We start from the raw sequence: 22691 nt of genomic DNA, 5'->3' as shown, positions 1-22691 counted from the left end.
CTCCTTTCTAGAAGAGAGCGGCATTCTTATCAATGCGACGGGCAATGATATTTGAGATCAAAACAAGAACCAAACCGACTACCGATTGGTAAAGACCGGCTGCTGCTGTCATCCCGATATCCCCTGACTTGGTCAAACCGTTGTAGACATAAACATCAATAACGTTGGTTACGCTATAGAGCGCTCCAGCATTATGCGGGATTTGGTAGAAGAGACCGAAGTCTGCGCGGAAGATATTTCCGACTGCAAGAATGGTCAAGACTGTAATCAAGGAAGACAACTGAGGAATGGTGATGTTGCGAATGCGTTGCCACTTAGACGCACCATCCACGGTCGCTGCTTCATAGTAAGTTGGGTCAATTCCCATGATGGTTGCATAGTACATGACACTACTATAACCAAAGCCTTTCCAAATTCCTAAGAAGAGGAGAAGCGCTGGCCAGATCCACAATTCTGAATAGAAATTGATGGCCTTCATGCCAAGTGAAGTTAAGATGTGATTGACCAATCCTTTGTCCACGTTCAGGAAGGCATCGGTGAAGAAGCTGATGATAACCCATGATAGGAAGTATGGGAAGAGCATGGAGGTTTGAAGCACCTTGACCACTCTTTTTGATCTCAACTCACTAAAGATGATGGCGATCCCAACGGAAACAATCAATCCTAAGAAGATAAATCCTAAGTTGTACAAGACCGTATTTCTTGTAATAATGTAGGCATCTTTGGAACTAAAGAGGAACTTGAAGTTGTCAAAACCAACCCATTTACTCTTCATGACACTGTCGATGAAGCCTTCTCCTGTAATATGATAGTCCTTAAATGCTACGATATTCCCAAAAACCGGAATATAGAAGAATAAGATTAACCACGCTGCACCAGGTAAGACCATTAAAAGAAAAATGAAATTTTCTCTCAGAGTCCTTACAAACTTTTTCATTTAACTCCCCCCTTTGAGCCTTGAGCGTGTTTTTGCTTTGGTAGCGTTTACAATACTTATTATAAGATAGGCATTTTCTATTTTCAAACTCCTAATTATAGAAAAAATTCTACAAATTTATGACATAGCTTTAAAAAAGGAGTGGAAAAGGGTGATCGTAAAGACAACTCCTCTTCTACTCCTATCAACCGTGGATGAGACTTCTGTCATCCAACTTGGCATTTTTTATGTTGTATAAATGGTCGAAGCCGTCGCAATAGTATGCCACTGGTTGGCTGTCGTTGCTGCGAAGTCCTGATCCCCGTAGAAATCGTTGAATGGCAAGATCTCTACTTCTAGTTCATCGATACGTGAGATGGAACCAGCTAGATAGTCCTCCATCCGACTTTCTGCTCGCTTGATCCGTTGTAAGAGTCCCCCCATACGGATATCGACCGTATCCAAACCAAAGACTTTGTTTTCTTTCAACCATTGCTGGCTAAAGAGGGCATGGAAGTTTTCAATCTCACTTCTGAGTTTTGGCAATTCTTCTTTAGCAATTTGCTGCAAGCTTTCTTTATCACATGCTTGATAGGCCTCACGAATGCGTCGGCCCACATCCACTTTATTACTTAAAATGGCATTCAACTGAGCCTGAGTCTCAAAGAGATAGGCGTAGACACCAGCTTTTTCTTTAATGTCAGAAAGAATTTCAGCCGCCTTGGCAAAGTATGGCTTGTCCTGTTCAGGAGTCATGTGCTTGTCAAGGATTGGGCAAAGAACATCCTGATAAAAGACATAGCGGTTAGGATTGATACCACTAAGATTGTCTGGTAGGTCTGGCAAGAGGTTGGCAAGATCCAGCTGCATAAAGTCCTCAACAGATAGACCTGTATTAGTCTTGAAGTGGGCAGATAGACGCTCTAAATCATTGCGATAGCTAAGTTCTGCCCAGATTTGCAAGCTTGGCAAGATAGAGAACTGGGCTGTTTCCCCACCATTGTCCCCCCAACCCGTCACGATAACTTCCTTGATTTGGTTGGCACGGCAAGCTTTATTGGCTTCTACTGCAATGAGACGGCTGAAATGGTTGTGGGGCGTAAAACCAATCCACTTCCAAGCCCCACCTGCAAAGGCAATATCCTGGCTAATCTTGTGGTGGTTACTGAAGTTACGATTGTATTTTTCTTCGCTATCCTGATAATAATCCCAGTAAACCAAGGTCACACGGTCTTTGAGACGGTCAAGGTAAACACGCGTTTCTTCTGGAATTTCCACCTCACGGTCGTACTGGCCATCTGCTGACATGAGCTTGAAGAACATATCGCTCCACATCTGGCAGTGGAAACCATACTTATCGGCAATATCCAGCACGCGCTCCAAGTGTTGACACATGAGGAGGCTACGATCCACCACACCATTTAGGATAAGGTAGCGTCCCAAACCAACCAGGTGGGCTTCGTCCATCCCGATATTGACCTTGCGAGTTTGTAGTTTAGACAACGTCGCAAACATACCGTCAATCAGGTCGTAAACTTTTTCTTCACCGATGAGAAGAATATCTTCTACATCGCGGAGCTCTTGCACTTCTTTGACGCCCCATTTGACAAAGGCTGATAAGTGAGCCAAAGTTTGGATACATGGCACAAAGGTCATGTCAAACTGCTGGGCGTAGCTTTCGATTTCCTGTAACTCTTCAGCTGAGTATGCTCCACGGAAATAACCAAAGTAAGGTTGTCCTTCAATTTGATAAGTGTCTTCCATGTAGAGCTCAAAGGTTGAATAACCCATCAGAGCCAAGACTTCAATCATCTGCTTGGCAGATGCGACATTGAGCACGGCATTGCGCGAACAGTCCGCCATATAGGCTAAATCTTCATAGGCCGCCTGCTCTTCAATCTCTACCTTGTCCCCTTCTGCTAAAGCTGTTGCGAGCACAGATAAGGCACGGTAGAGTTGATGAGGTTTACGGTAGGTCAATTGATACTGCCCATTCTCCCCCTTGATAGAGATGGAAGCATGGTCAGACTGAGCGACTGCCACTTCTACATCTGGTAGAGAAATGTGATTTTGGAGCAACTCTAAAGCTTGCGCTTGTTTACTGTTGATTCCGGTAAAACTTACCATTGGTTTTCCTCCTGTAACCAGTTGACAAGGGCACCGTAGAGATTGGCATCTGCCTGATAGGTGCAAGCTTGAATGACTGGAGCGATGGTATATTCTTCATATCTTTCCACAAAGGCATCTACGGCTTTTTGCACGCCTTTGATAAAATCAAGGTTCTGACTGATAGAGCCGCCTAGACTAATCACATCTGGATCAATCAGGTACTGGATATTGAGCAGTCCTTGAGCAAGATTACGATTCATGCGCTCAATAGCTTCTTGGCAAAGGGCATTACCTGCTGCCGCCTCTTGGTACACCTTGCGGCCATCCCAATCGGTTTGACCAGATTTTTCAATCACATAGCGAACCATGTTTCCTGTAGAAGCGAGTTGTGACCAGTTATTGAGTCTTTCTGCGGGCTCGATTGTGGTCATGTAGCCAAACTCACCGCCCAAACCATGACGACCACGGTGTAGCTTCCCATTGATAATCATGGCTCCACCGATTCCTGTACCAATCACGACACAGGCTGCATTTTCAATCTCAGGATGAGCTAGCAGTTCACTGAGTCCAACACAGTTGGCATCATTTTCTAGGTGGATAGGAAGCTTATGATGAGCAAGCGCCTCATACCATGAAAAACCATGGATGTAAGGAATGGCACTGATCCCTTCAATTACCCCTGTTTCTTGATGAACGGCTCCTGGCACACTCATGGCAATCCCACGGTAGTCACGTTCTGACAATCGCTGATCCAACCAAGCTAGCAACTCTTCCAGAGTCTCTGGCGTTGCGGTGCTGGCCTTATCTAAAATCTTTCCATCAGGAGTTAGACTAGCAAACTTAATGCCAGTCCCTCCGATATCAATCGTTGCAATGGTCATTGCTTTTACCTGTAAAAAGGAGCGAATCAGCAGTCGGTTCTTACTCTTTTCGCTCCTCCTTTCTTTTTATGTTATCTTTTTGAAATTAGATTTCTTCTTTTTTGATCCATTCTGTCCGGATTTCTTGCGGTGCCAATAAACCTGTATGGACCGGATACGGTTGTTCCAGAAGATCGACAACCGTTTGTTGTCCTTCTGACACGCGAACATTTTCTTGACTCATATTGTAGTAACGAAGGACGTATCCTTCTTCATTTTCAGCCACCTTAAAGGCTGTTGGGCAGACTTGTGGCAAGTTGAGGGCTGCATGGTTGAAGAGACTACCTGTTGCAGCAACTCTACCTTCTTGTTTTGCAACTTGAAGAGCTGTAAATGGCACCTGGAAGGCTTTAGCACGACGGAAGGCCGAGAAGCGTTCCCCTGCTTGATGGCATTCTACTGCAAACTCAACTTCGATATCGCGCAAGCACTGAGCTTCTGGCGTTGGGAAGTAGCCCCAGTCACCTAGCTCACCTGAAGCACGGAGAAGGGTTACAGCCATGGTGTCGTCCTCAAGGATTTCGTATTCGTGCAATCCTTTATTGGCTACTGTCACTCCTTTAACATCGTCATACAAGCTAACAAAGGCTTGTTGGTGTTGTGGATTTTCAGGATTTTCCCAAGAAGCTGCTGGTTTATTTGGTCTTGTAACAACTTCATAGATGCTTTCAGAATCATTACTTGGGCGTGTGTTATGAGTTTTGACCAAGAGACGAATGCGGTGGTCTTTGGCTGTATTGGTAAAGCGAGTCTTGAAGCGAATTTGTGGATCATCTACAAAAATGGTCATCTCCGTTTCAAGAGGAATGGTTGTCAACTCTTCTGAACGACCTGCATCTCGTTTCATGAACTCGATGATACCTCTTTGTTCAGCATCCAATTTTTCATCTGCGCTAACTGGAATAGTCAAGTCATGTTTGAGCAAAACCTTAGCATAGCGAGCATTGTTTTCCAGAATTTCATAACCTTTCAGTTTTGCGAAAATTGGCTCTGTTCCTTTTGGTTGGAAATAAATGTACTCATTCCCGATATCGCCACGGTCCTCAAATTGGATAAAGTCCTCGTAAGCTTCGTTTGTAGTCTTGTCGTAGACTGTGATACCTTCATCTACACTTACTGTCACAAATGGAGTATCAATAACTCCATTTTGGAAGATACCATCGCTTTGTGCTGCTGGCCCTTCGACTAGTTGGAAGCTTGACCAAGAAAGTGGTGCAAGGTGAATTGGAATTGTCACGCGCACTTGACGTGCAATATAAGGTTGACGGAATTTATCCTTAGGCAGGGTATAGCCAAAGCTTGCTCCCAAGTCCTCAATCTCTGCTTCTACAAGATGTCCATCTAAATCCTCTACATGGTAGTCTGGCAAGCTCAAAGCAGCCATTTTCTTGAAGCCTTCTGTCGGATGCAATTCCTTAAATGGACAAACCGCAACATCGACAATCGTGCTGACGGTGTCCACCTTATTATGCAAGCCAGTGTTGATGACCGTAAAGAGGTGCTCACTCTGGGCTTTTTGAGTCGCTAGTTTACCCTTCCATTCGTTCAGAAGGTTGGTCTTGACAAAGTTTCCGACTTGGTTGACCTTGGCAAAACGAACTTCCATTTCACGGTGAACATCATCTACGCTACATCCACAAATACTATCGTGTGGCGCATTTTGTAAGAGTGTCTTCCAAGCATAGGTCAATTGATCCTTATGGTTGTGCCCACCAGTAATGATGGTCAAAGGTTCCACCACTTGCTCGAGCAAGTTGCTGTTTTCTTGGAAGGCTTGTTTGAGGTAAATACGTGAAGAAGAGGTATTAGCAAGAGTGTACCAACCATCGGTTTCCTGACTGGTCAATTCTCCCGTAACCGTTGATAATTGTTCGGGAAGTGCACTTTCCACTGCTTGCACATATTCATCAAAGGAGCTATGAATAAAGGTCACGTCAGGGAACAGTTCGTTGGCCACGCGAATAGCTTCACTCAAGTTTCGTTGAACCGGTTGGTGGTCGCAGCCGTTCATCATTAACCATTGGTTGGTTGAGGCATAGTCGCGAACATCTGCCAATTTTTGTTTCCAGAAAGCCAAAGCTTCGTCTTTATCCACTGGAATTTCGTTCCCGTTACTGTACCAGTTGGCAAAGAGAATACCCAGCACACGGCTACCATCCGCCCCTTGCCAGTACATTTCAGAAAATTGAGAGGTGAATTGCTCATCTTCGAGGACTTGGTTGTCAAATCCGATTGGTTTGACCCCACGCCCAAAAGCTGCTACGTGAATGCCTGATTTTTGAAGGATTTGAGGAGCTTGCCCCATATTTCCAAAGGTATCTGGGAAATAACCAATCTGAGTAGATTTGCCCCATTTAGCGCATTCAGCCTGTCCAATCAAGGTATTGCGGACATTGGCTTCGCTGGAGATCAAGTAATCATCCTGCAAGATGTAGAAGGGACCAATCTTGAGCTTGCCCTCGTCGATATAGCGCTGCACCTTGTCGCGATTTTCAGGGCGAATTTCTAAATAGTCATCGAGGACGATGGTTTGTCCATCTAAGTGGAAACTTTTGAATTCAGGGTCATTTTCAAAAAGATCAAAGAGATTGTCAAAGAGTTCCACCAATTGCATGCGGTGACTTTCAAAAGGTAGATACCACTCACGATCCCAGTGGCTGTGAGAGATAATATGTACAACAACATTTTCCATGAGTAAAACCTCATTCTAACTTAAATTTAAAGATATATTTGTGATTCTTGACAAGAATCTGTCGAGCAAGAGCTCATTAGCGAATATCCAAGTAATCCAAGACTAATTCGCAGAACATCATGTTGGCCCACGAGAACCATTCACGCGAGTATTTGGTTGGATCATCTACGTGGAAGCTTTCGTGCATCACACCTGTTCCGCCATCACAGGCAACTAGTTGGTCTAGCAAGTATTTTTTTTCAGCTTTATCTGTAGCTGTTAAGCCTTGGATTGATAGGGCAATCGGCCAGATATAACGATAGAAGGTATGAGAGCTTCCGAGACCGCTAGCGTATTCTCCTTGGTAGAAGTATGGATTTTCAGGGCTGAGAATGGTGCGACGAGTTGCTTGATACACTTCGTCATTGACATCACAGTAACCAAGATATGGAGCAGCTAACAAACTTGGTACGTTAGGATCGTCCATGATGCTAGCATTTCCTAAACCATCCACTTCAAAGGCATAGATCTTCTCGCCCTTGTTGTTAGTCGTGTAGGCGTAATTTTCGATTCCTTCTTGGATTTCAGCCTGCAGACGTTTAGCATCAGCAATGATGCTTTCACTATCAGCTAGACTCAATGTAGCAAAGATTTCTTGGACATAACCTAAGACAACGACTGCGAACATATTTGACGGAATCAAGTAGCTATACTGACAGCAGTCATCACTTGGACGAAAGGCTGACCAGGTCATCCCTGTCACGGCAAAATCTGGCCCAAAGCCGTCATTCACCAGCGTGTCTTCCTTACGATCAGTATCTCGAACGAAGCGATAAGGGGAGTTGTTATGGTCTTGTTCCACCGTCCAGAGATGAAGAATCTCCTTAGTCGCTGTGACAAAGGTTTCATCAAATTGGCTAGTCTCACCAGTTTCTTTCCACAGAAGATAAGCCAGCTGCAAGGGATAGCACAGCGAATCCACTTCATACTTGCGCTCCCAAATCCAGCCATTCAAATCGGTGTGGTCGGTCTCGTGATGGCCTTTCCAGTTCTCCTCAATATTAAAAGAGTTGGCATAAGGATCCTTGAGAATCAAGGTCATCTGACGTTTGACCAAACCAGCAATGGTCTGGCGCAATTGGGAATCTCGTTTAGCCACATGAAGATAGGGCCTCAATTGAGCCGTTGAGTCACGCAACCACATAGCTGGGATGTCCCCTGTTAACACAAAGGTTGACCCATCTTCTAAAATTTCAACTGTATTATCCAAAGTATCTGTATAACAACGTTCAAAGACATCCACCCACTCAGGGTATTCCTTAGCACGCTCAGCCACTTGATCCAACCATTCTCGCACAATTTCTTTTGAATAGGTCATTTATTTTCCTCACACGTATCGATTCTTTCCTATTCAGTATAAAAGATTTCAAATGGGAAATACATACGCAAACTATAGCCCTTTTTCTACAAAATTTTCCATTTGATAAAAACGCTATCATATTTGACAACACTTTGATACAATGAAGAAAATACCAGCGCGTGTTCCAAGAAAAACACAGATCATTTAAGGTTGATGAAGAAAAAGGAGACAAGATGCGCACACATTGCCAAACCATCGATACCCGCTGGGGAAGCGATAATCATCCCCACTATTCGCACGGGAACACCCTCCCTTATACCGGAGTCCCTTTTGGGATGAACTACTTCCTTCCCCAGACGACACACGAACAGGGGGCTTGGTTTTTCAACCCCAATCTCCCTATTTTTCAGGGATTTCGCCTCACCCACCAGCCTAGTCCTTGGATAGGAGACTACGCTTGGTGCCTCATCACGCCCATCACAGGGGAAGTTGCAAGTTCCGACCTCTTCCGTCGTCAAAGCAGTTATTCGATGAAAGAAGCCGTTTTCCAACCCCACTACCTCCGTATTTTTTCGGAACGTTATCAGATTCAAAGCGAGCTAGTTCCAAGCCGCTACGGGGCTATCATGCACTTTCGAGCACCAGAAAAGCTGACACTCTGCTTTCATGCAGCAAAGGAACTAGAGGACTTGACTCTGACAGGCCAAACCTGCCACTTCCACATTCTGGATCAGGCCCATACCGCAGATACTTCCTACTCTTTCTATCTCCAGTGGCAATTTAGCCAGCCGATTGAGAGCGTCACTCACATCGATCAAGATCTTTTTCTGACCTTTGCGAGCAATGAAGTGACCGTCCAATTAGGAACTTCTTATCTGTCCCAAGACATGGCTCACAGCCATCTTCCCCACCTTCCCTTAGAAGAAGCTAAAAAAGAAGCAGCCGATCAATGGAATCAGCTGCTAAAACGAATTGAAGTAAAAGATACCGGAGGGCGTGACCAAGCCTTTTTCGATCATTGCCTTTACCGACTCCTCCTTTTCCCTCAAACCTTTTATGAAACAGATACCGAGGGAAATGACTGGCACCTGGATGTCACCCATAATGAAATCAAACCAGGAAAAGCTTATACCAATATCGGATTTTGGGACCTCTTTCGGACCTCTTTTCCGCTCTTTAGCCTTGTCTACCCCGATTACTACCGTCACTTTCTCGAAGGATTTTTAAACACTTACAAGGATACTGGTTTTCTACCAAAATGGTTGGCCCCAGATGAACGAGGGATGATGCCAGGCACCCTCATCGATGGCGTCTTTGCGGATGCTGTCACTAAAGGGATCGCACCAGACCTACATGAAAATATGCTCACAGCTATGCTCCAGACGGCTCATAAAACAGATCCCACTCAACATTTTGGTCGCCATGGCAATGAAAGCTACACGGCCCTTGGCTACCTCCCCGATGATTTTCACGAAAGTGTGAGCCATAGCCTAGATTATGCCTATAGTGATTTTTGCATTGCTACCGTTGCCAAGCAATTGGGTCATACAGAAACAGCCGCTCGGTATGCTGCTTCCAGCCTCTCCTACCGAACATTGTACGATGCCCAAACAGGCTTCATGAGAGCCCGATCCACCAATGGAAACTTTAAAGAGCCCTTCTCTCCTACCAGCTGGGGAGGAGATTTTGCAGAATGTTCTGCAACCCAGGCTACTTTTGGAGCCTTACACGACCTCTCCGGTCTGATAGAGCTAATGGGCGGTGAAAAAGCCTTTACCCAACGACTGCTGGATCTAGCCAATCAAAAACCTCAATTTGATGTAAGAGGATATGGCTATGAAATCCATGAAATGAGTGAAATGGCCCAAGCCCCATTTGGGCAGATCGCCATCTCCAATCAACCCAGCTTCCACATTCCCTACCTCTTCCGTTACAGCCTTCATCCCGAATACACCAATCTCCTGATCCACCAGATCCGTTCCCAAGCTTTCCATCAAGATTTCCAAGCCTATCCAGGTGATGAGGACAATGGTAGCCTATCTGCTTGGTACATCTGGTCAGCCCTTGGACTCTATCCAACCTGTCCTGGAAAACCAATCTATGATCTGGGCCTCCCTCTCTTTAAAGAAGTCCTTCTCCATCTTCCCAAGCAAGAGCTCAAGATTTGCGCCAACTCACACACTGCAGGCGCCTATTTCATCCAAAAAGCCCTATTAGATGGCAAAGAGAAACAAGAGGTTTCCCATCAAGATCTCCTTGAAGCCCAATTGCTCCAATTTGAGCTTTCTTGGCTCCCCCCACATGCATAAGAAAAAGAGAGTGGGACAAAAGTCCTAGCCTCTCAATTGTTTTTGGACTGTCGAGCAAGACGCAGTGGTTGAGTGGGCTCTATTACGCTGATTTCATCAGCTTTTACAGCCTTACTCAACTGTGCGGAGGTGGGACAACGAAATCGAATACTAACGAATTACCGATTTCTGTCCCACTCTCTTTTTCCATTATTCATCTCCTACATGATAGTAGATCGAGCCTTGTTCCCCAAAACTAGCGATACCAACACCAGACCATAAGCGGTTTTTAGAGGTATCTGATGTATCTTTAAAGACGACTTGTCCTTGATCATCGACCTGATCACCAATGGTCACTCCTGCAGGAATATACTCCAACAAGAAGCCTCCATCACGACCACCATAAATGCCTTCTGATGCTGTTCCATAATCCGTCAAAGAAGCTCCATAGCCCTCTAACTCTTGTGAGACCAACCCTTTGTCGTTAAAGACCAGCTTGTTTCCCTTATCATCTTGCCAGATACCAGCAATACTGCTGTAGTCTCCATTGGCAATCGCTTCAAGATCCATTTTCTTCACTTCTTTTTTCTCTTCTTTTTTTTCTTTCTCCTTCACTTCTGAACTAGAAGCATCCGTCTTTTTGACTTCAGAAGAGGTCGTCGTTTGACTAGAGGAAGCGGTTGATTTTTTGCTCGCTCCCTGTTGCGAACAAGCTACCAACAGGACCACACTGAAAAGACTCACAAGAATTGCACCAACTTTTTTCATTTAAAATTCCCCATACATTTTTTAATTTAAAGCCCTTTCATTGTAACGTATTTTCAAGCATTTGACAAGCTTTGCTCCCCATTTTTAATCAAAAAGAGACCGGGATAATCAGTCCTAGTCTCTCTTTTGATACAGCTCTTAATGTGCCAGCATTTCCTGTGCCACTTCTAAACCAGATAAGTTGGAAGGATAATAAGTTGGCCAATTTTCCAACTCATCATAAAGCGCCTCTTGACTCTTTCCTCCATGGAAAATGTGGAAGTGAGCTGCCTTTACCGGAGTAATTTCATGGTCACTAAATTGAACATATTTGAAGTCTCCCGCATCGCTCTCTTTCGCTTCAAAGAGATAACGAACACCACGATTCCCCTTCTTATAAGTCAAAATATGCTTACCTACGTATTTATAGGTATATTTCTTAGAAGATCCTTTTTGATAAAACTCCATTGAATCCTTATCAATCTTAATCCGATCAATATCTGTTTGGTAACCCTTGGTATAATATTCCTTATACTCAGCAGCAGTCATGGTTGGATTTAATTTTGCCTTATAATCAAAGACCTGATCCAAAGTTCCATCTTGCAAGTATGGATAAACTGATTTCCAATCACCTGCATAATTTGCTAAGCTACGATCCTTTACTTGACTATCCTCGAAATAGCCCTTTTGAACTGTCTTTGAATCTTCCTCATGTTCCGGTTGAATATCCTTACCAGCTTGTGACGTTGTTTTCTCTAGCGCCTTCAGATTCTCCTTCATAACAGACACGTAGTCTTCGCCATTTTTCATTTCTTGATCCGTCAGGCTTTCCAAAGGATTTAAGACAGCCAACTCAACACCAGCTTCAGAAGACAAGGTTTTCGCCAAGGACTTAGAAGCATTTTCCTCAAAGTAAATGACCTTGATCTCATTTTTCTTGATATACTCTGTCAATTCACGCAATCGTGCGGCAGAAGGCTCACTATCAGGTGAAATCCCTGAAATGGCTACCTGGTTTAATCCATAATCCAAGGCCAAGTAACGGAAAGCTGCGTGTTGGGTTACGAAATTCTTTTGTTTTGCATCTTTCAACCCATCCTGATAAGCTTGATCCAAGGCCTGTAATTTCTTCAGATAGGCTTGGGCATTTTTCTCAAACGTCTTTTTCTTATCTGGATAAGCTGCGACTAACTGATCACGAATCGACTCTACCATCTTCATGGCACGATGTGGAGAGAGCCAAAGGTGAGGATCATATTCATGATGGTGTTCTTCGCCCCCTTCGTGTTCATGTTCCTCTTCCAATCCAGGAAGCAAGACCATGCCCTTGGTGGCATCGATCACTTTGGTTTTCTTATCCTTCATTGATTTCAAAAGATTTGGAACCCAGGTTTCCATATTTTCATTTTCATAGACGAAAACATCCGAATCTTGAATCATGGCCCGCCCCTTAGCAGACAATTCATATTCATGAGGCTCTGATCCCGCTCCAATGAGCAGGTCTACCGTTCCTTCATCTCCGACAATATTTTTTGTAAAATCATAAACAGGATAGAAAGTGGTCATCACTTTTAATTTCCCATTTTGACTCTGACTTTTGCCACAAGCTGTCAAAACAAGTGTTAAAGCCACTAACAATAACCAACCAAATTTTTTAACGTTCATATCTACTTCCTCAAACGTGATCCAAGATTCACAAGCAAGAACAAGGCCACAAATAAAAGCGTGATGCTGGCACTTGCTGGTGTATCTGCAATATAAGACAAAATCAACCCACTAAACATCCCGATAAAGCCAATAATGACCGCAATCAACATGACCCCACGGAAGTTCTTCCCTAATTTCAGCGCAATACTAGCCGGTAAGACCATGATGGTTGAAACCAATAAAGAACCTGCTGCAGGAATCATCAAGGCGATAGCAACCCCCGTTACCACATTAAATAAGATGGACATGGTCCGGACCGGAAGCCCATCCACAAAGGCCGTATCTTCATCAAAGGTCAAAATATACATAGGCCGCAAGAATAAGGCCGTCAGCACTAATACAACGAAAGCAATCACAAACAAGGCAATCACCTGTTCATCCGTAATGGTTAGGGTAGAACCAAACAAATACTGATCCAAGCTCATGGAGCTCTTCCCACCACCATGCATCAGTACCAAAGCTAGGGCAAGACCAGTGGACATTAAAATTGCCGTCCCGATCTCCATAAAATCCTTAAATAAGGTCCGCAAATACTCAAGAAAAACCGCAGCAATAATGACAATGATCATGGTCGAGAGCGTTGGAGAGATCCCAAGGAAAAGCCCAAAAGCGACACCCGCAAGAGAGACGTGACTTAGCGTATCACTCATAAGACTCTGCCGTCTTAAAATCAAGAAAATCCCTAATACAGGAGAAAAAAGACTCATGGCAACCATAGCCAACAAGGCCCGTTGCATAAAATCATACTGGAATAAATCAAGCATGGTCACCCTCCCCTTCAGTATCATGGACATTAAAACATCTCCAAGGAGAGCTTTGGTCACGAACCAAATGAATATTCCGATCCGCAAATTGGCTAACCTCTTCAGGATCATGCGTAATCATCAAAACAGATTTTTGATGGTGATGCGCACTGTGATGCATCAACTCATAAAAATCACTCTTTGTCGTCGCATCCATCCCTGTCGTAGGTTCATCTAAAACAAAGATATCCGGATCTGAAGCAAACATCCGAGCAATGACAGCACGCTGTTTCTGACCACCAGACAAAGAACCAATCGCCCGATCCTTGAACTCCAGCATCCCAACAGATTCCAAACTCTTCAGAATATGTTTTTCATCGTGCTCATTCAACTTTCGAAACCATCCTTTACGAGGGTACCGACCTGACTTCACAAATTCATAGACCGTACTTGGAAACCCTGCATTAAAACTAGCAATTTGTTGTGGCAAATAAGCAATCCTTAACTTCTTTCCCTTCACATTCGTCTTTGAAATCTCAACAGTCCCAACCTTAGGCTGTAAGATGCCAAGGCTAGCCTTAATCAAGGTTGACTTAGCAGCCCCATTCTCACCAGTCAGCGTAACAAACTCTCCACTATCTAAGTAGTAATTGATCCCTTCCAGAACCGGTTCTCGATCATAAAAGAACGATAAATTTGAAACCGTAATATACCTCAAACTATAACTCCTCTTCCAATAAATCTAAAAACCGCGAAATGACCCCTTGCTCATTCTTAGTAAACTTCGACAAAACATCCTCATAAGTGTGAAGGGTATGCTGATGGTGGTGCTGATGCTCTAAGGCAATCGGCTTACCAATATCAGTTAAGCGGTAATAGAGAACCCGTGCATCATTTTCATCGCGATAAGTCTCCAGCATCCCCTGACTTAATAAGGGCTTCACAGCTTTCGTGATCGCTGCCTGACTAACATTCAATTTCTTTGCTAAGACAGAATTGGTTAGAGCTTCATCAGCAACTAGCATCAAAATATGTTCCTGAGTGTTGGTTAATGAAACACCACTGGTACAAGAACCAACTAAAATCTCATGCTGATTTTCTGATAACAATAAAATAGAATTTAAAAATCGATCAATTTTATTTGCAACTTCAGACAAAATTAACTCCTTCTAATTCACCAAAAGAAACTTTACCGGTTAATTATATCATAAAAAAGAAAAAAATAAAACAAAAAAAGGAGTAAAACTCCTTTATAATCTATACCGGCGGCCGGGGTCGAACCGGCACGTCCTTGCGGACACTGGATTTTGAGTTCCATTCTTGCATTTTTTAAGTAGCAGGGTATTGATTTAATAGACTTTTGGAACTTTTGGTTTTCACAAAAAGGGGACTTTTTTCAGAATTTAGTACCTTTTTAGTAACTCATCTCTCTCTTAAATAACTACTTCCATAAATAGTGAGTCGATAATCTTATTTCTTAGTTATCTCATTTGTCAAATTAAGCTAGACAATTTCACCTGACTCAGAAAAACTTGATACGGAGTTTGGTAGTTCAAGGACTTCCTTGGGATTCGATTTCGCTTATCAAGTACAGAAAAAACAAATTAAACTATAGTCCGTTAAAAATTAGAGGTATCGTAGTTAGTTTACATATCTATCAAGTGTCTATAGTAATAAACTTCATTATTAAAATAAAATGTATTAGTATCAAAGCAACTATCTCAACTTGATTGGTTACTATAATACATCCCTACTAATATCAAAAAGCCACTGTTTCCAGTGACTTCATAATACCTTTCGCTCAAAAATATTTACGTTTTTACCAACAAAGCTACACACTCAGCGGTTCGCTGTTACCTTATTATTTCGTCGTAAACTCCTTACTCTACGACAGCTACGCCCCAGGGTACCTTCTTGACCTCTAGTCTCACATTGTCCCATGGGCGGACTGCGTATTTCTAATCTGCCCATTGACTCCTTTTAAGGCATTCTGTAGTTTGGTGGTATCACCGCTAATTTCTACAGTGATGCCCTTTATTCTGTTTGCCACTAGCGGTCACCTTCCTAAAATGTGCAAAATAAAAGCCCGGATTTCTCCGAGCATAAAGAAAGCACCAACCATTTCTGATTGATGCTTAAGATATTATATTTGTATTATTCTCTGTCTAACTTTGTAAGTTGTGCAACCTGATCTCTTCGACCATATATCACGCCTATTACTTGGACCTTATCATAGGGATATCAAGCGAGAATGGAATTCCGTCATGCATGATGACCTGTCTGTAAGTCATATCAATAAATACTGATACAGGAATACCCAGTTTGCTTAAAATTGCTTCTGCTGTTCTTTAATTTCTGGTTGTATTCGTGCTGTAACATTTGCACTTTTTGTAATTGCCATAGTGAGCACCTCCTTTCTAAGGATATTGTGCCACTATGTATAACTAATTGCAATACATTTTCAGTTTTGTTTTCCTTTATTCAATGCATGATCTTTCATAGGTTACCACAAGACCTACACCTACACCATTATTTGGTGTAACAGCAATAACTCTCCAACCTTCCTTAGCTAAATCGTTTATTTTTCTTTCAGCTTCCTTCACCATATATGTTTCTACCTTATATTCATACATTCTGTTTTTTCTCCTTATCATTTACCTTTAACTAAAAATAAAATAATTCTTCAAATTTCTTATCCAATGCAATGCAAAAGATAAGTGCAAGTTTAGCAGTAGGATTAAACTGTCCCGTTTCAATAGAACTAATTGTATTCCGAGAAACACCTACCATTTCAGCTAATGCAGCTTGAGACAGCTGCTTTTGTTTTCGTACTTCCTTAATATTGTTTTTTAATTCTAATTTTTCCTGCATAAGCAATCACTTAAGTCCTTTAATATAAAGAAATAAATAGATGACCGTGATTAAAAGTGTAGCAATATACGAGAATATATAGATTCGCTTCTTTTGAAAAAAATACCTTGACATATTTTCGCCAGATAAATATGCAAACAATAATGCTGTCAATAAATCATTATCGACCCCTTTGATCCAGTTGAGTATGTAGATAAAACCAAATACAACAAGAAAAGTCACTTCACCTATAATTCTTCCCTTATTTGCTTCAGCAATTTTACCTTCATCTTCTTTTTCTTCTCGAGCTATTTTCAGAATTTGTTCTTTATTCATCTTTGAGCCTCCTGCCAAGTTTTCTTTACATACATTCTAACATTGCCAAGTTTACTTGTCAATACTATTTGCAAAATTTTCTTTGCAGTTCTAGAACTTATCTAAATCCTCCTGCGTTGCTGGGTCATCATACCTCACAGAGTCATTTCCCTTCTCTGTCCAATCATTCATTCATCAATTCCTCAATTTCCTTTATCCCTTCAAACTCTCCAACACTTTCGAAAAGTTCTATAGCTCGTTTGAAATGTCTATTGGATAATTCCGTATCTTTCAAGGCTAAATAGATTTCACCTAACCCTCTATAGCTACAAGCTTGAGAAATTACGTCATCCGTCTCTAAAGATTGTTCCAATGACAGATTCATGAATAAAAGAGCTTCATCAAGGTTGTTTAATTTAAATCTCACATAGCCTTGTTCATAGTTATTCACAGCTTTCTTTAGATTATCATTTGGAAAATGCTCTTCAACTATCTTCACTTCATCTTCAATGAGTTTTAAAGCCTTATGAAAATCCCCCTGATCTCTGTAGATCATAGCTAATTGATGTAATCCAATGTGTTCATGTTCTTTATCTTCATTTTGTTGAGCTAATAAAATGTATTTCTCAAAGATACGGGTACACGAGGCATAGTCTTTTTCTGTCAATAATAAATACCCCATCAGATTTAAAAGGCTAAAATCTGTACAGTTATCAATGGAAAAATCTTGTTCAACCAACTGTTTAGCTTCTGATGTTTTTCCCTCCAGAAACAAGTCCCAAGCTGTATCAATTTTAGAAACCATCTATTTCCCCTTTCAACTATAAATAACCTTCATTAAATAAAAATATTCAACAAGAATATACTAATCTCTACCTATTGAGACTTAATCTTATAAACCATCAATCTGCATTAAAATAATCATAAACCTCTTTAAAGAGAGTTTGCAATATTTCTTGCTCTTCTTCATCTAAATTATATTCAGAAACTAGCTCGTCCATATAGTCAAATGCAGTGAAATGATTTTTTATCCCATGCATGACAATCGCAAACTTCAAATCATTTAGTTCTGTTTTATTAAACTCTTTTAATTTTTTCAAATCAATTTTAGTGATTGGATGCGGGACAACATCTAGAGTACTGTAAGTCGTTTTTCCTAATAAATAGTCTGTCGTGGTATCAAATAATTTTGCTAATTTGACAACCGTTTCTAAATTAGGCTCTAAAGTTCCGTTTTCCCAACGAGAATAAGTACCTTGTTGTACATCAATCATCTCAGAAACTTGTACCTGTGTTAACTTCTTACTCTTTCTCAGTTCCTTAAGACGATCTCCAAAAGAATTATTACTAAACATTGTATCCTCTTTAATATTCGATTCTGTATATTTTGGCTTGACAAAATATTCTAAACGGTATAAAATAGAATTATTCCATAAGGAATATTTATTTTAAGATTAAATATTCCATTGAGAATATTATAGCATAAAAGGAGGTAAAAGCGTATGTAACTAGTAGTCGATTTAAAAAATTTTAATAAAGGAGGTAGGATTCGACAAAATAAAAAAATCTTGAAACAAATGTGCCGTTCGTTCCAAGATCAAAACATATTATGTAACAATTATACCACAGAAAACTCTTCAGTTGCACAAGAAAATTTCGGAGGTTTCACAAAAAGATGACCAATAAAGAGTTAGTCAATCAAATTTCTGGCCTAAACTCTACCTCTACTCTTAAAAATTGGATTCAACTGATTAAAGAGATAAGTGGCAAGGAATTTAAGAAAATTAAAGTTCCTATCAGTAGAAATCCCAGAACTCATCAATTAAGTTATACAGTTGCCTATGACTTTACAGACGAAGACCTTAGACAATTTCAAAAGTTAGCTAACCTAAAACTTGAAATAGGTCTCAAAGAGGCTATACAAGCCGTATTTGGGAGTCTAACAGACAATGAGCAAGAATCCCTAAACCAAGTAATAGATGAGCTCTACGATGAACTGAGCGCCTTAAAACAGGAATTTAAGCGAGAAATACGACTGATACAAATTGAGAATTCCAACCTAAAAAAGAAAATCCAAGATATTGAAGAGTCGATGCAAACCGGCTTACTAGGGTTTGTTAACAAGAGGTCAAAAAATAGGTTCGGCTAATAGCGAGTTTTCGGCTGAGCCATGAGGCAGAAAGCCGAAAATGAGCGTAAATGCGGACGGACCATTTTTGACCGATAGGGTGTGTAGTAACACCACCCTCTGCAAGTTAGGTGTACCATCGAAAAAATTCAGTATTACCAAGGGTTTTGGAGATTTTAAGGGTGGCAAAATTAGGCAAAAAGTTGAATCAAAATCTATGGCAAAAAATGAGCATTTACGTTCTGTATTTGACTGGATTCAAATTCAGTTTGATAAGACTGAATTTTCGCCAAAAGAAATAATCGAAGATATCCTATTTCTTGACTTTGACCTATTTATTGAGAATAAGGGGAGCCTTAAATACTATAACTATGATAGCCAGCTTCATTATGGGAATATCCGTATCTACTATGGATCGAAAGAGTCGTCCTACATGCTTGTCATGTCAGGACAGGCACTTGAATTCTATAGAGATATGGTATTAGATCCAAATAGTCTATCCGAAAGACAGTTTCTGGACAACCTCTACTACAATTACAATCGTTTTTCAATCAGACGAATTGATATTGCAATAGATGATTTTAATGAAACACCCTATTTCACTCCTAATCAACTTCTAAAGATCTGTCAGAAGAAACGCTTTATATATGGAAAAAGCACCTACTACAATACCTACGGAGATGAAACAATCGGCCAGACCTTATATTTAAGAAAACCCAATGATGATGAAAGACTTAGAATTTACGATAAACGCTTAGAACGAGCTGAGAAGCTCGGTATCAGCAAGCGGTATATAGAAAATTGGATAAGAACTGAGTTAGAACTTAGGAAAGAAAAAGCTCACTACTTCATTCAAGAATGGTTGCATTCAGAAATAGATCTTCTCAACTTTACCAAGGGATATCTCAAAGAAAAAGTGAGATTCTATAGTGATAGCCATTTCTCAAAACCTTTGAGATCTTGGGAAAAGTTTTTAGGTCACTCAAAACCCGTCTCTATCATTATTTCAAAACCAAAAACAGAACTAGAACAAAAATTAGAATGGTTTACCTATAAAGGTTCAGGAGCTATTCTAAAAGCGTATAAATTTTTATACGTCAATAACTTACTGCATGAGTATGAGAAATCTAACTACCTCGCACTCAACAATATGGAATATCCACCAGATTTAGCAAGTGGATTAATAGAAAGGGCAATTCTCTTTAAAAGAGAGGATTTAATCCCTACAATCAAAGAAAATATCAAAAGGAGAAATTAACTATGGCAAAAATGCTTTCACAAAATGACTGGAATTTTAATAACATTGGAACAAAATTTGAATTGGATGAAGTTATTCCAAAATTTGAAACGGAAGTCCGAGCAGATGCAAACGGAGAAATTATCAAAAACCGAGATGGTAGCGAAAGACGTTTTAATACCGATAAAATCATTGGTTGGAAATACAATGTAACGATCAAGGATGGACAATTCAAAAAGAAATCAACACAAGTCTCAGTAGACAATCCAGAAGCTTTAGTTGATAATGACTATATCCAAGCAATGGATGAAGTACCAGTTACATTTGACAATTTACAAGCTACTATGATTAGTTCGACAATGTATTACAAAGCAGATGCTATCCATTTAGTAGATGTAAAACAAAAATAAGTATCAGACAAGGGGAGTTAATCCACCCCTTACTTAATCTAATTAGAAAAGGAGATCACATGATTAAAACTGTAACAAAAGATGACCTTATCGAACTTGGATTTGCTCCAGGAACTGCAAGAAAGATTATTCATACCGGCAAATTACTTTTAGTGAATCGTGGTTTTAACATCTACGATAACAAACGGATCGGTACAATTCCAGCCAGTGTCGCGGAAGAACTATTAGGAATTGAACTCCAGAAAGAAGTGTAACATATGGCTTTACGTAAAAGTAGAGACGGAACTTGGATTGTCGATGTTTCCAATGGTATAAATCCAATATCTTTAAAACAACGTAGAATTGTAAGAAAAGGATTTAAAACTAAAAAAGAAGCGTTGGAAGCCGAACAATACTTACGAAGTGTAGAACTTAAAGAAAAAAGTTTCAGCTCAAAAATATCAATTGATATCCTTTATGATCTCTTAAAAGAAGAGGATAAAATAAACAACAGAAAACAGAGCTATATAGATACACAAGAAAACAACTATAACAGGCATATAAAAAACTATTTTGAAAAAGTTGATGATGTAGCTAAATTAACTTATGAAGATATCTATCAATTCAGAGAACATCTAAGAGAAAAAAATGCTCAAAACTCGGAAAATAAGCTAAGTCCAAATACTATTAATAAAATTATAATTCTGCTAAAGAAAATTCTGGACGTTGGATTAAGAAAGGGATTTTACAAAGAACATCCCGTAGGATTGCTAAAAAAATTACCAATAGAAAAAGCAAAATTAAATTTCTGGACAGTAAAAGAATTCAAGCACTTCTTAACACTATTTAACGACGATGAATACAATATCAAATTACTATTCACTGTTCTATTTTTTACTGGTCTAAGACTGGGCGAAGCTCTAGCTCTAACTTGGAAGGATATAGAGTTTTCAACAAATACAATCCATGTAAGTAAATCAGTATACGTAAAAAAAGGTGAAGAACACATTAGTAGTACAAAGACAAAAGCTGGAACTCGAAGAATTATCATGAATACCAAACTAGTGGAGACACTAGAAGAGTGGAAACAGATACAGCATGAAAGATTGAAAGAATTTACAACAAACCTAGATGATCTACAGTTATTTCAAAATAGCCCGATTACAATAACTAAAGATTCAATCGAAAAACAATATAAAAAAATATTACAAAGAGATAGTTCTTTAAAAAAAATAAGAATTCATGACTTCAGACATTCACATGCTTCACTGCTAATAAATCAAGGAGAAGATTATCTTGTTGTAAAAGAAAAATTAGGCCATGCTTCTATAACTACCACAATCGATACATACTCTCATTTGTATCCAAGCAAGCAACAAAAATTAGCGGATAAATTAGATGATTTGTTATAAAATTAGTAATTTTTAGTAACTCAGCATTAGAAATTAAACGAATAAAAGTAAAAAGACAAGGTCCGAAAACCTTGTCTTTAATACTATACCGGCGGCCGGGGTCGAACCGGCACGTCCTTGCGGACACTGGATTTTGAGTCCAGCGCGTCTGCCAATTCCGCCACGCCGGCATAAATTTAACTGGGGTAGCTGGATTCGAACCAACGCATGAGGGAGTCAAAGTCCCTTGCCTTACCGCTTGGCTATACCCCAATAATAATATTAATAAATAGGCGAGTGATGGGGATCGAACCCACGCATGCCAGAGCCACAATCTGGTGTGTTAACCACTTCACCACACCCGCCATAATTATTAACACGGGCAGTAGGAATTGAACCCACACTGAAGGTTTTGGAGACCTTAGTTCTACCTTTAAACTATGCCCGTAAAGGATGGAAGGGGAGGGATTCGAACCCCCGAACCCGAAGGAGCGGATTTACAGTCCGCCGCGTTTAGCCTCTTCGCTACCCTTCCTGATTATTGAATTGATGGCGCGAGACGGAATCGAACCGCCGACACATGGAGCTTCAATCCATTGCTCTACCAACTGAGCTACCGAGCCAAATTGCGGGAGCAGGATTTGAACCTACGACCTTCGGGTTATGAGCCCGACGAGCTACCGAGCTGCTCCATCCCGCGTTAATATTAAGGAGGATGTGGGATTCGAACCCACGCACGCTTTTACACGCCTGACGGTTTTCAAGACCGTTCCCTTCAGCCGGACTTGGGTAATCCTCCAAATATATAGTCCGTACGGGATTCGAACCCGTGTTACCGCCGTGAAAAGGCGGTGTCTTGACCCCTTGACCAACGGACCATACTATTAATGGGCACGAGTGGACTCGAACCACCGACCTCA

Annotated in this window: 21 protein-coding genes, 9 tRNA genes and 1 pseudogene; 6 read left to right on the top strand and 25 right to left on the bottom strand. The window is 40.8% G+C overall.

What is annotated here, in order from left to right; translation table 11 throughout:
- Positions 1–7 precede the first annotated feature (7 nt).
- The 5 genes from HMPREF2832_RS01390 to HMPREF2832_RS01370 form a co-directional block, all read right to left on the bottom strand.
- On the bottom strand, positions 8–937 hold the full coding sequence (locus HMPREF2832_RS01390) for an ABC transporter permease (protein WP_049492090.1): 930 nt from the start codon (positions 935–937) through the stop codon (positions 8–10).
- Positions 938–1162: 225 nt separating this feature from the next.
- On the bottom strand, positions 1163–3043 hold the full coding sequence (locus HMPREF2832_RS01385; RefSeq protein ID WP_070505310.1) for a beta-N-acetylhexosaminidase: 1881 nt from the start codon (positions 3041–3043) through the stop codon (positions 1163–1165).
- The gene (locus HMPREF2832_RS01380) at positions 3037–3906 is read right to left on the bottom strand and encodes an ROK family protein (protein ID WP_021154266.1); all 870 of its coding nucleotides are present in this window, start codon (positions 3904–3906) and stop codon (positions 3037–3039) included. Before HMPREF2832_RS01380 ends, HMPREF2832_RS01385 begins: the two co-directional genes overlap by 7 nt.
- 85 nt (positions 3907–3991) lie before the next feature.
- The gene (locus HMPREF2832_RS01375; protein WP_070505309.1) at positions 3992–6637 is read right to left on the bottom strand and encodes an alpha-mannosidase; all 2646 of its coding nucleotides are present in this window, start codon (positions 6635–6637) and stop codon (positions 3992–3994) included.
- A gap of 76 nt (positions 6638–6713) precedes the next feature.
- Entirely contained in the window at positions 6714–7994 is a 1281-nt protein-coding gene (locus tag HMPREF2832_RS01370) for a glycoside hydrolase family 125 protein (RefSeq protein WP_070505308.1), read from the bottom strand.
- A 215-nt stretch (positions 7995–8209) separates the two neighbouring features.
- Between HMPREF2832_RS01370 and HMPREF2832_RS01365 the strand changes: the two genes are divergently transcribed.
- Positions 8210–10285: a GH92 family glycosyl hydrolase gene (locus HMPREF2832_RS01365; RefSeq protein WP_070505307.1), complete on the top strand. Its 2076-nt coding sequence runs from the start codon at positions 8210–8212 to the stop codon at positions 10283–10285.
- 189 nt (positions 10286–10474) lie between these two features.
- Here the strand turns inward: HMPREF2832_RS01365 and HMPREF2832_RS01360 are convergent, their stop codons facing one another.
- The 11 genes and pseudogenes from HMPREF2832_RS01360 to HMPREF2832_RS01320 form a co-directional block, all read right to left on the bottom strand.
- A complete protein-coding gene (locus HMPREF2832_RS01360; protein WP_070505306.1) occupies positions 10475–11032 on the bottom strand; it encodes a DUF6287 domain-containing protein in 558 nt (185 codons plus the stop codon).
- 138 nt (positions 11033–11170) lie between these two features.
- A complete protein-coding gene (locus tag HMPREF2832_RS01355; RefSeq protein WP_070505305.1) occupies positions 11171–12676 on the bottom strand; it encodes a zinc ABC transporter substrate-binding protein AdcA in 1506 nt (501 codons plus the stop codon).
- A gap of 2 nt (positions 12677–12678) precedes the next feature.
- Positions 12679–13482 (bottom strand): metal ABC transporter permease, encoded by an 804-nt coding sequence (locus HMPREF2832_RS01350; RefSeq protein WP_009732040.1) that lies wholly within the window; start codon positions 13480–13482, stop codon positions 12679–12681.
- Complete coding sequence (locus HMPREF2832_RS01345) at positions 13475–14179, bottom strand: metal ABC transporter ATP-binding protein (protein WP_070505304.1); 705 nt, start codon at positions 14177–14179, stop codon at positions 13475–13477. The genes HMPREF2832_RS01350 and HMPREF2832_RS01345 overlap by 8 nt, the downstream gene beginning before the upstream one ends.
- A 1-nt stretch (position 14180) precedes the next feature.
- Positions 14181–14618 (bottom strand): zinc-dependent MarR family transcriptional regulator, encoded by a 438-nt coding sequence (locus HMPREF2832_RS01340; RefSeq protein ID WP_049503807.1) that lies wholly within the window; start codon positions 14616–14618, stop codon positions 14181–14183.
- Between the two features lie 336 nt (positions 14619–14954).
- Positions 14955–15065, bottom strand: a pseudogene (locus tag HMPREF2832_RS10430) (IS30 family transposase); the annotation flags it as partial.
- A gap of 873 nt (positions 15066–15938) precedes the next feature.
- Positions 15939–16094: a DUF4177 domain-containing protein gene (locus HMPREF2832_RS10065; RefSeq protein ID WP_186823059.1), complete on the bottom strand. Its 156-nt coding sequence runs from the start codon at positions 16092–16094 to the stop codon at positions 15939–15941.
- A gap of 31 nt (positions 16095–16125) precedes the next feature.
- On the bottom strand, positions 16126–16332 hold the full coding sequence (locus HMPREF2832_RS01335; RefSeq protein ID WP_070505454.1) for a helix-turn-helix transcriptional regulator: 207 nt from the start codon (positions 16330–16332) through the stop codon (positions 16126–16128).
- Positions 16333–16338: 6 nt separating this feature from the next.
- Complete coding sequence (locus HMPREF2832_RS01330) at positions 16339–16647, bottom strand: DUF6442 family protein (RefSeq protein WP_070505303.1); 309 nt, start codon at positions 16645–16647, stop codon at positions 16339–16341.
- 163 nt (positions 16648–16810) lie between these two features.
- Positions 16811–17431: a tetratricopeptide repeat protein gene (locus tag HMPREF2832_RS01325; RefSeq protein WP_070505302.1), complete on the bottom strand. Its 621-nt coding sequence runs from the start codon at positions 17429–17431 to the stop codon at positions 16811–16813.
- 97 nt (positions 17432–17528) lie between these two features.
- Complete coding sequence (locus tag HMPREF2832_RS01320; RefSeq protein WP_070505301.1) at positions 17529–17981, bottom strand: helix-turn-helix domain-containing protein; 453 nt, start codon at positions 17979–17981, stop codon at positions 17529–17531.
- Between the two features lie 320 nt (positions 17982–18301).
- Here HMPREF2832_RS01320 and HMPREF2832_RS01315 point away from each other — a divergent pair, with 320 nt between their 5' ends.
- From HMPREF2832_RS01315 to HMPREF2832_RS01295, 5 genes are read left to right on the top strand one after another with little or no spacing between them, the layout of a single operon-like run.
- The gene (locus HMPREF2832_RS01315) at positions 18302–18775 is read left to right on the top strand and encodes a hypothetical protein (protein WP_070505300.1); all 474 of its coding nucleotides are present in this window, start codon (positions 18302–18304) and stop codon (positions 18773–18775) included.
- 40 nt (positions 18776–18815) lie between these two features.
- Positions 18816–20012 (top strand): replication initiation factor domain-containing protein, encoded by a 1197-nt coding sequence (locus HMPREF2832_RS01310; RefSeq protein ID WP_070505299.1) that lies wholly within the window; start codon positions 18816–18818, stop codon positions 20010–20012.
- A gap of 2 nt (positions 20013–20014) precedes the next feature.
- On the top strand, positions 20015–20401 hold the full coding sequence (locus HMPREF2832_RS01305; RefSeq protein WP_006595173.1) for a hypothetical protein: 387 nt from the start codon (positions 20015–20017) through the stop codon (positions 20399–20401).
- A 59-nt stretch (positions 20402–20460) separates the two neighbouring features.
- The gene (locus tag HMPREF2832_RS01300) at positions 20461–20655 is read left to right on the top strand and encodes a DUF3173 domain-containing protein (RefSeq protein WP_070505298.1); all 195 of its coding nucleotides are present in this window, start codon (positions 20461–20463) and stop codon (positions 20653–20655) included.
- A 3-nt stretch (positions 20656–20658) separates the two neighbouring features.
- Positions 20659–21792 carry a tyrosine-type recombinase/integrase gene (locus tag HMPREF2832_RS01295; RefSeq protein ID WP_070505297.1) on the top strand — a complete coding sequence of 378 codons (1134 nt, stop codon included), beginning with the start codon at positions 20659–20661 and terminating at the stop codon, positions 21790–21792.
- Between the two features lie 86 nt (positions 21793–21878).
- Here HMPREF2832_RS01295 and HMPREF2832_RS01290 read toward each other — a convergent pair.
- The 9 genes from HMPREF2832_RS01290 to HMPREF2832_RS01250 all read right to left on the bottom strand — a co-directional run bounded on the left by HMPREF2832_RS01290 (position 21879) and on the right by HMPREF2832_RS01250 (position 22649).
- Positions 21879–21962 (bottom strand) — tRNA-Leu (locus HMPREF2832_RS01290).
- Positions 21963–21972: 10 nt separating this feature from the next.
- Positions 21973–22044: transfer RNA gene (locus HMPREF2832_RS01285), tRNA-Gln, on the bottom strand.
- Between the two features lie 19 nt (positions 22045–22063).
- Positions 22064–22136 (bottom strand) — tRNA-His (locus HMPREF2832_RS01280).
- A gap of 12 nt (positions 22137–22148) precedes the next feature.
- Positions 22149–22219 (bottom strand) — tRNA-Trp (locus HMPREF2832_RS01275).
- A gap of 6 nt (positions 22220–22225) precedes the next feature.
- Positions 22226–22306: transfer RNA gene (locus HMPREF2832_RS01270), tRNA-Tyr, on the bottom strand.
- A gap of 15 nt (positions 22307–22321) precedes the next feature.
- Positions 22322–22394 (bottom strand) — tRNA-Phe (locus HMPREF2832_RS01265).
- 3 nt (positions 22395–22397) lie between these two features.
- A tRNA-Met gene (locus tag HMPREF2832_RS01260) sits at positions 22398–22471 on the bottom strand.
- Between the two features lie 9 nt (positions 22472–22480).
- Positions 22481–22570, bottom strand: a tRNA-Ser gene (locus HMPREF2832_RS01255).
- 7 nt (positions 22571–22577) lie between these two features.
- Positions 22578–22649, bottom strand: a tRNA-Glu gene (locus HMPREF2832_RS01250).
- Between the last annotated feature and the right edge of the window lie 42 nt (positions 22650–22691).

This window comes from Streptococcus sp. HMSC073D05, assembly GCF_001812015.1.
GTDB lineage: Bacteria > Bacillota > Bacilli > Lactobacillales > Streptococcaceae > Streptococcus > Streptococcus parasanguinis_D.
The sequence above is the reverse complement of the archived record's forward strand: the minus strand, read 5'-3'. Positions and strand labels throughout refer to the sequence as shown.

Excerpts from the sequence above, each read along its gene's own strand:
- HMPREF2832_RS01390 (WP_049492090.1), bottom strand. The coding sequence starts at position 937 with ATGAAAAAGTTTGTAAGGACTCTGAGAGAAAATTTCATTTTTCTTTTA.
- HMPREF2832_RS01385 (WP_070505310.1), bottom strand. The coding sequence starts at position 3,043 with ATGGTAAGTTTTACCGGAATCAACAGTAAACAAGCGCAAGCTTTAGAG.
- HMPREF2832_RS01380 (WP_021154266.1), bottom strand. The coding sequence starts at position 3,906 with ATGACCATTGCAACGATTGATATCGGAGGGACTGGCATTAAGTTTGCT.
- HMPREF2832_RS01375 (WP_070505309.1), bottom strand. The coding sequence starts at position 6,637 with ATGGAAAATGTTGTTGTACATATTATCTCTCACAGCCACTGGGATCGT.
- HMPREF2832_RS01370 (WP_070505308.1), bottom strand. The coding sequence starts at position 7,994 with ATGACCTATTCAAAAGAAATTGTGCGAGAATGGTTGGATCAAGTGGCT.
- HMPREF2832_RS01365 (WP_070505307.1), top strand. The coding sequence starts at position 8,210 with ATGCGCACACATTGCCAAACCATCGATACCCGCTGGGGAAGCGATAAT.
- HMPREF2832_RS01360 (WP_070505306.1), bottom strand. The coding sequence starts at position 11,032 with ATGAAAAAAGTTGGTGCAATTCTTGTGAGTCTTTTCAGTGTGGTCCTG.
- HMPREF2832_RS01355 (WP_070505305.1), bottom strand. The coding sequence starts at position 12,676 with ATGAACGTTAAAAAATTTGGTTGGTTATTGTTAGTGGCTTTAACACTT.
- HMPREF2832_RS01350 (WP_009732040.1), bottom strand. The coding sequence starts at position 13,482 with ATGCTTGATTTATTCCAGTATGATTTTATGCAACGGGCCTTGTTGGCT.
- HMPREF2832_RS10065 (WP_186823059.1), bottom strand. The coding sequence starts at position 16,094 with ATGTATGAATATAAGGTAGAAACATATATGGTGAAGGAAGCTGAAAGA.
- HMPREF2832_RS01335 (WP_070505454.1), bottom strand. The coding sequence starts at position 16,332 with ATGCAGGAAAAATTAGAATTAAAAAACAATATTAAGGAAGTACGAAAA.
- HMPREF2832_RS01330 (WP_070505303.1), bottom strand. The coding sequence starts at position 16,647 with ATGAATAAAGAACAAATTCTGAAAATAGCTCGAGAAGAAAAAGAAGAT.
- HMPREF2832_RS01325 (WP_070505302.1), bottom strand. The coding sequence starts at position 17,431 with ATGGTTTCTAAAATTGATACAGCTTGGGACTTGTTTCTGGAGGGAAAA.
- HMPREF2832_RS01320 (WP_070505301.1), bottom strand. The coding sequence starts at position 17,981 with ATGTTTAGTAATAATTCTTTTGGAGATCGTCTTAAGGAACTGAGAAAG.
- HMPREF2832_RS01315 (WP_070505300.1), top strand. The coding sequence starts at position 18,302 with ATGACCAATAAAGAGTTAGTCAATCAAATTTCTGGCCTAAACTCTACC.
- HMPREF2832_RS01310 (WP_070505299.1), top strand. The coding sequence starts at position 18,816 with ATGAGCGTAAATGCGGACGGACCATTTTTGACCGATAGGGTGTGTAGT.
- HMPREF2832_RS01305 (WP_006595173.1), top strand. The coding sequence starts at position 20,015 with ATGGCAAAAATGCTTTCACAAAATGACTGGAATTTTAATAACATTGGA.
- HMPREF2832_RS01300 (WP_070505298.1), top strand. The coding sequence starts at position 20,461 with ATGATTAAAACTGTAACAAAAGATGACCTTATCGAACTTGGATTTGCT.
- HMPREF2832_RS01295 (WP_070505297.1), top strand. The coding sequence starts at position 20,659 with ATGGCTTTACGTAAAAGTAGAGACGGAACTTGGATTGTCGATGTTTCC.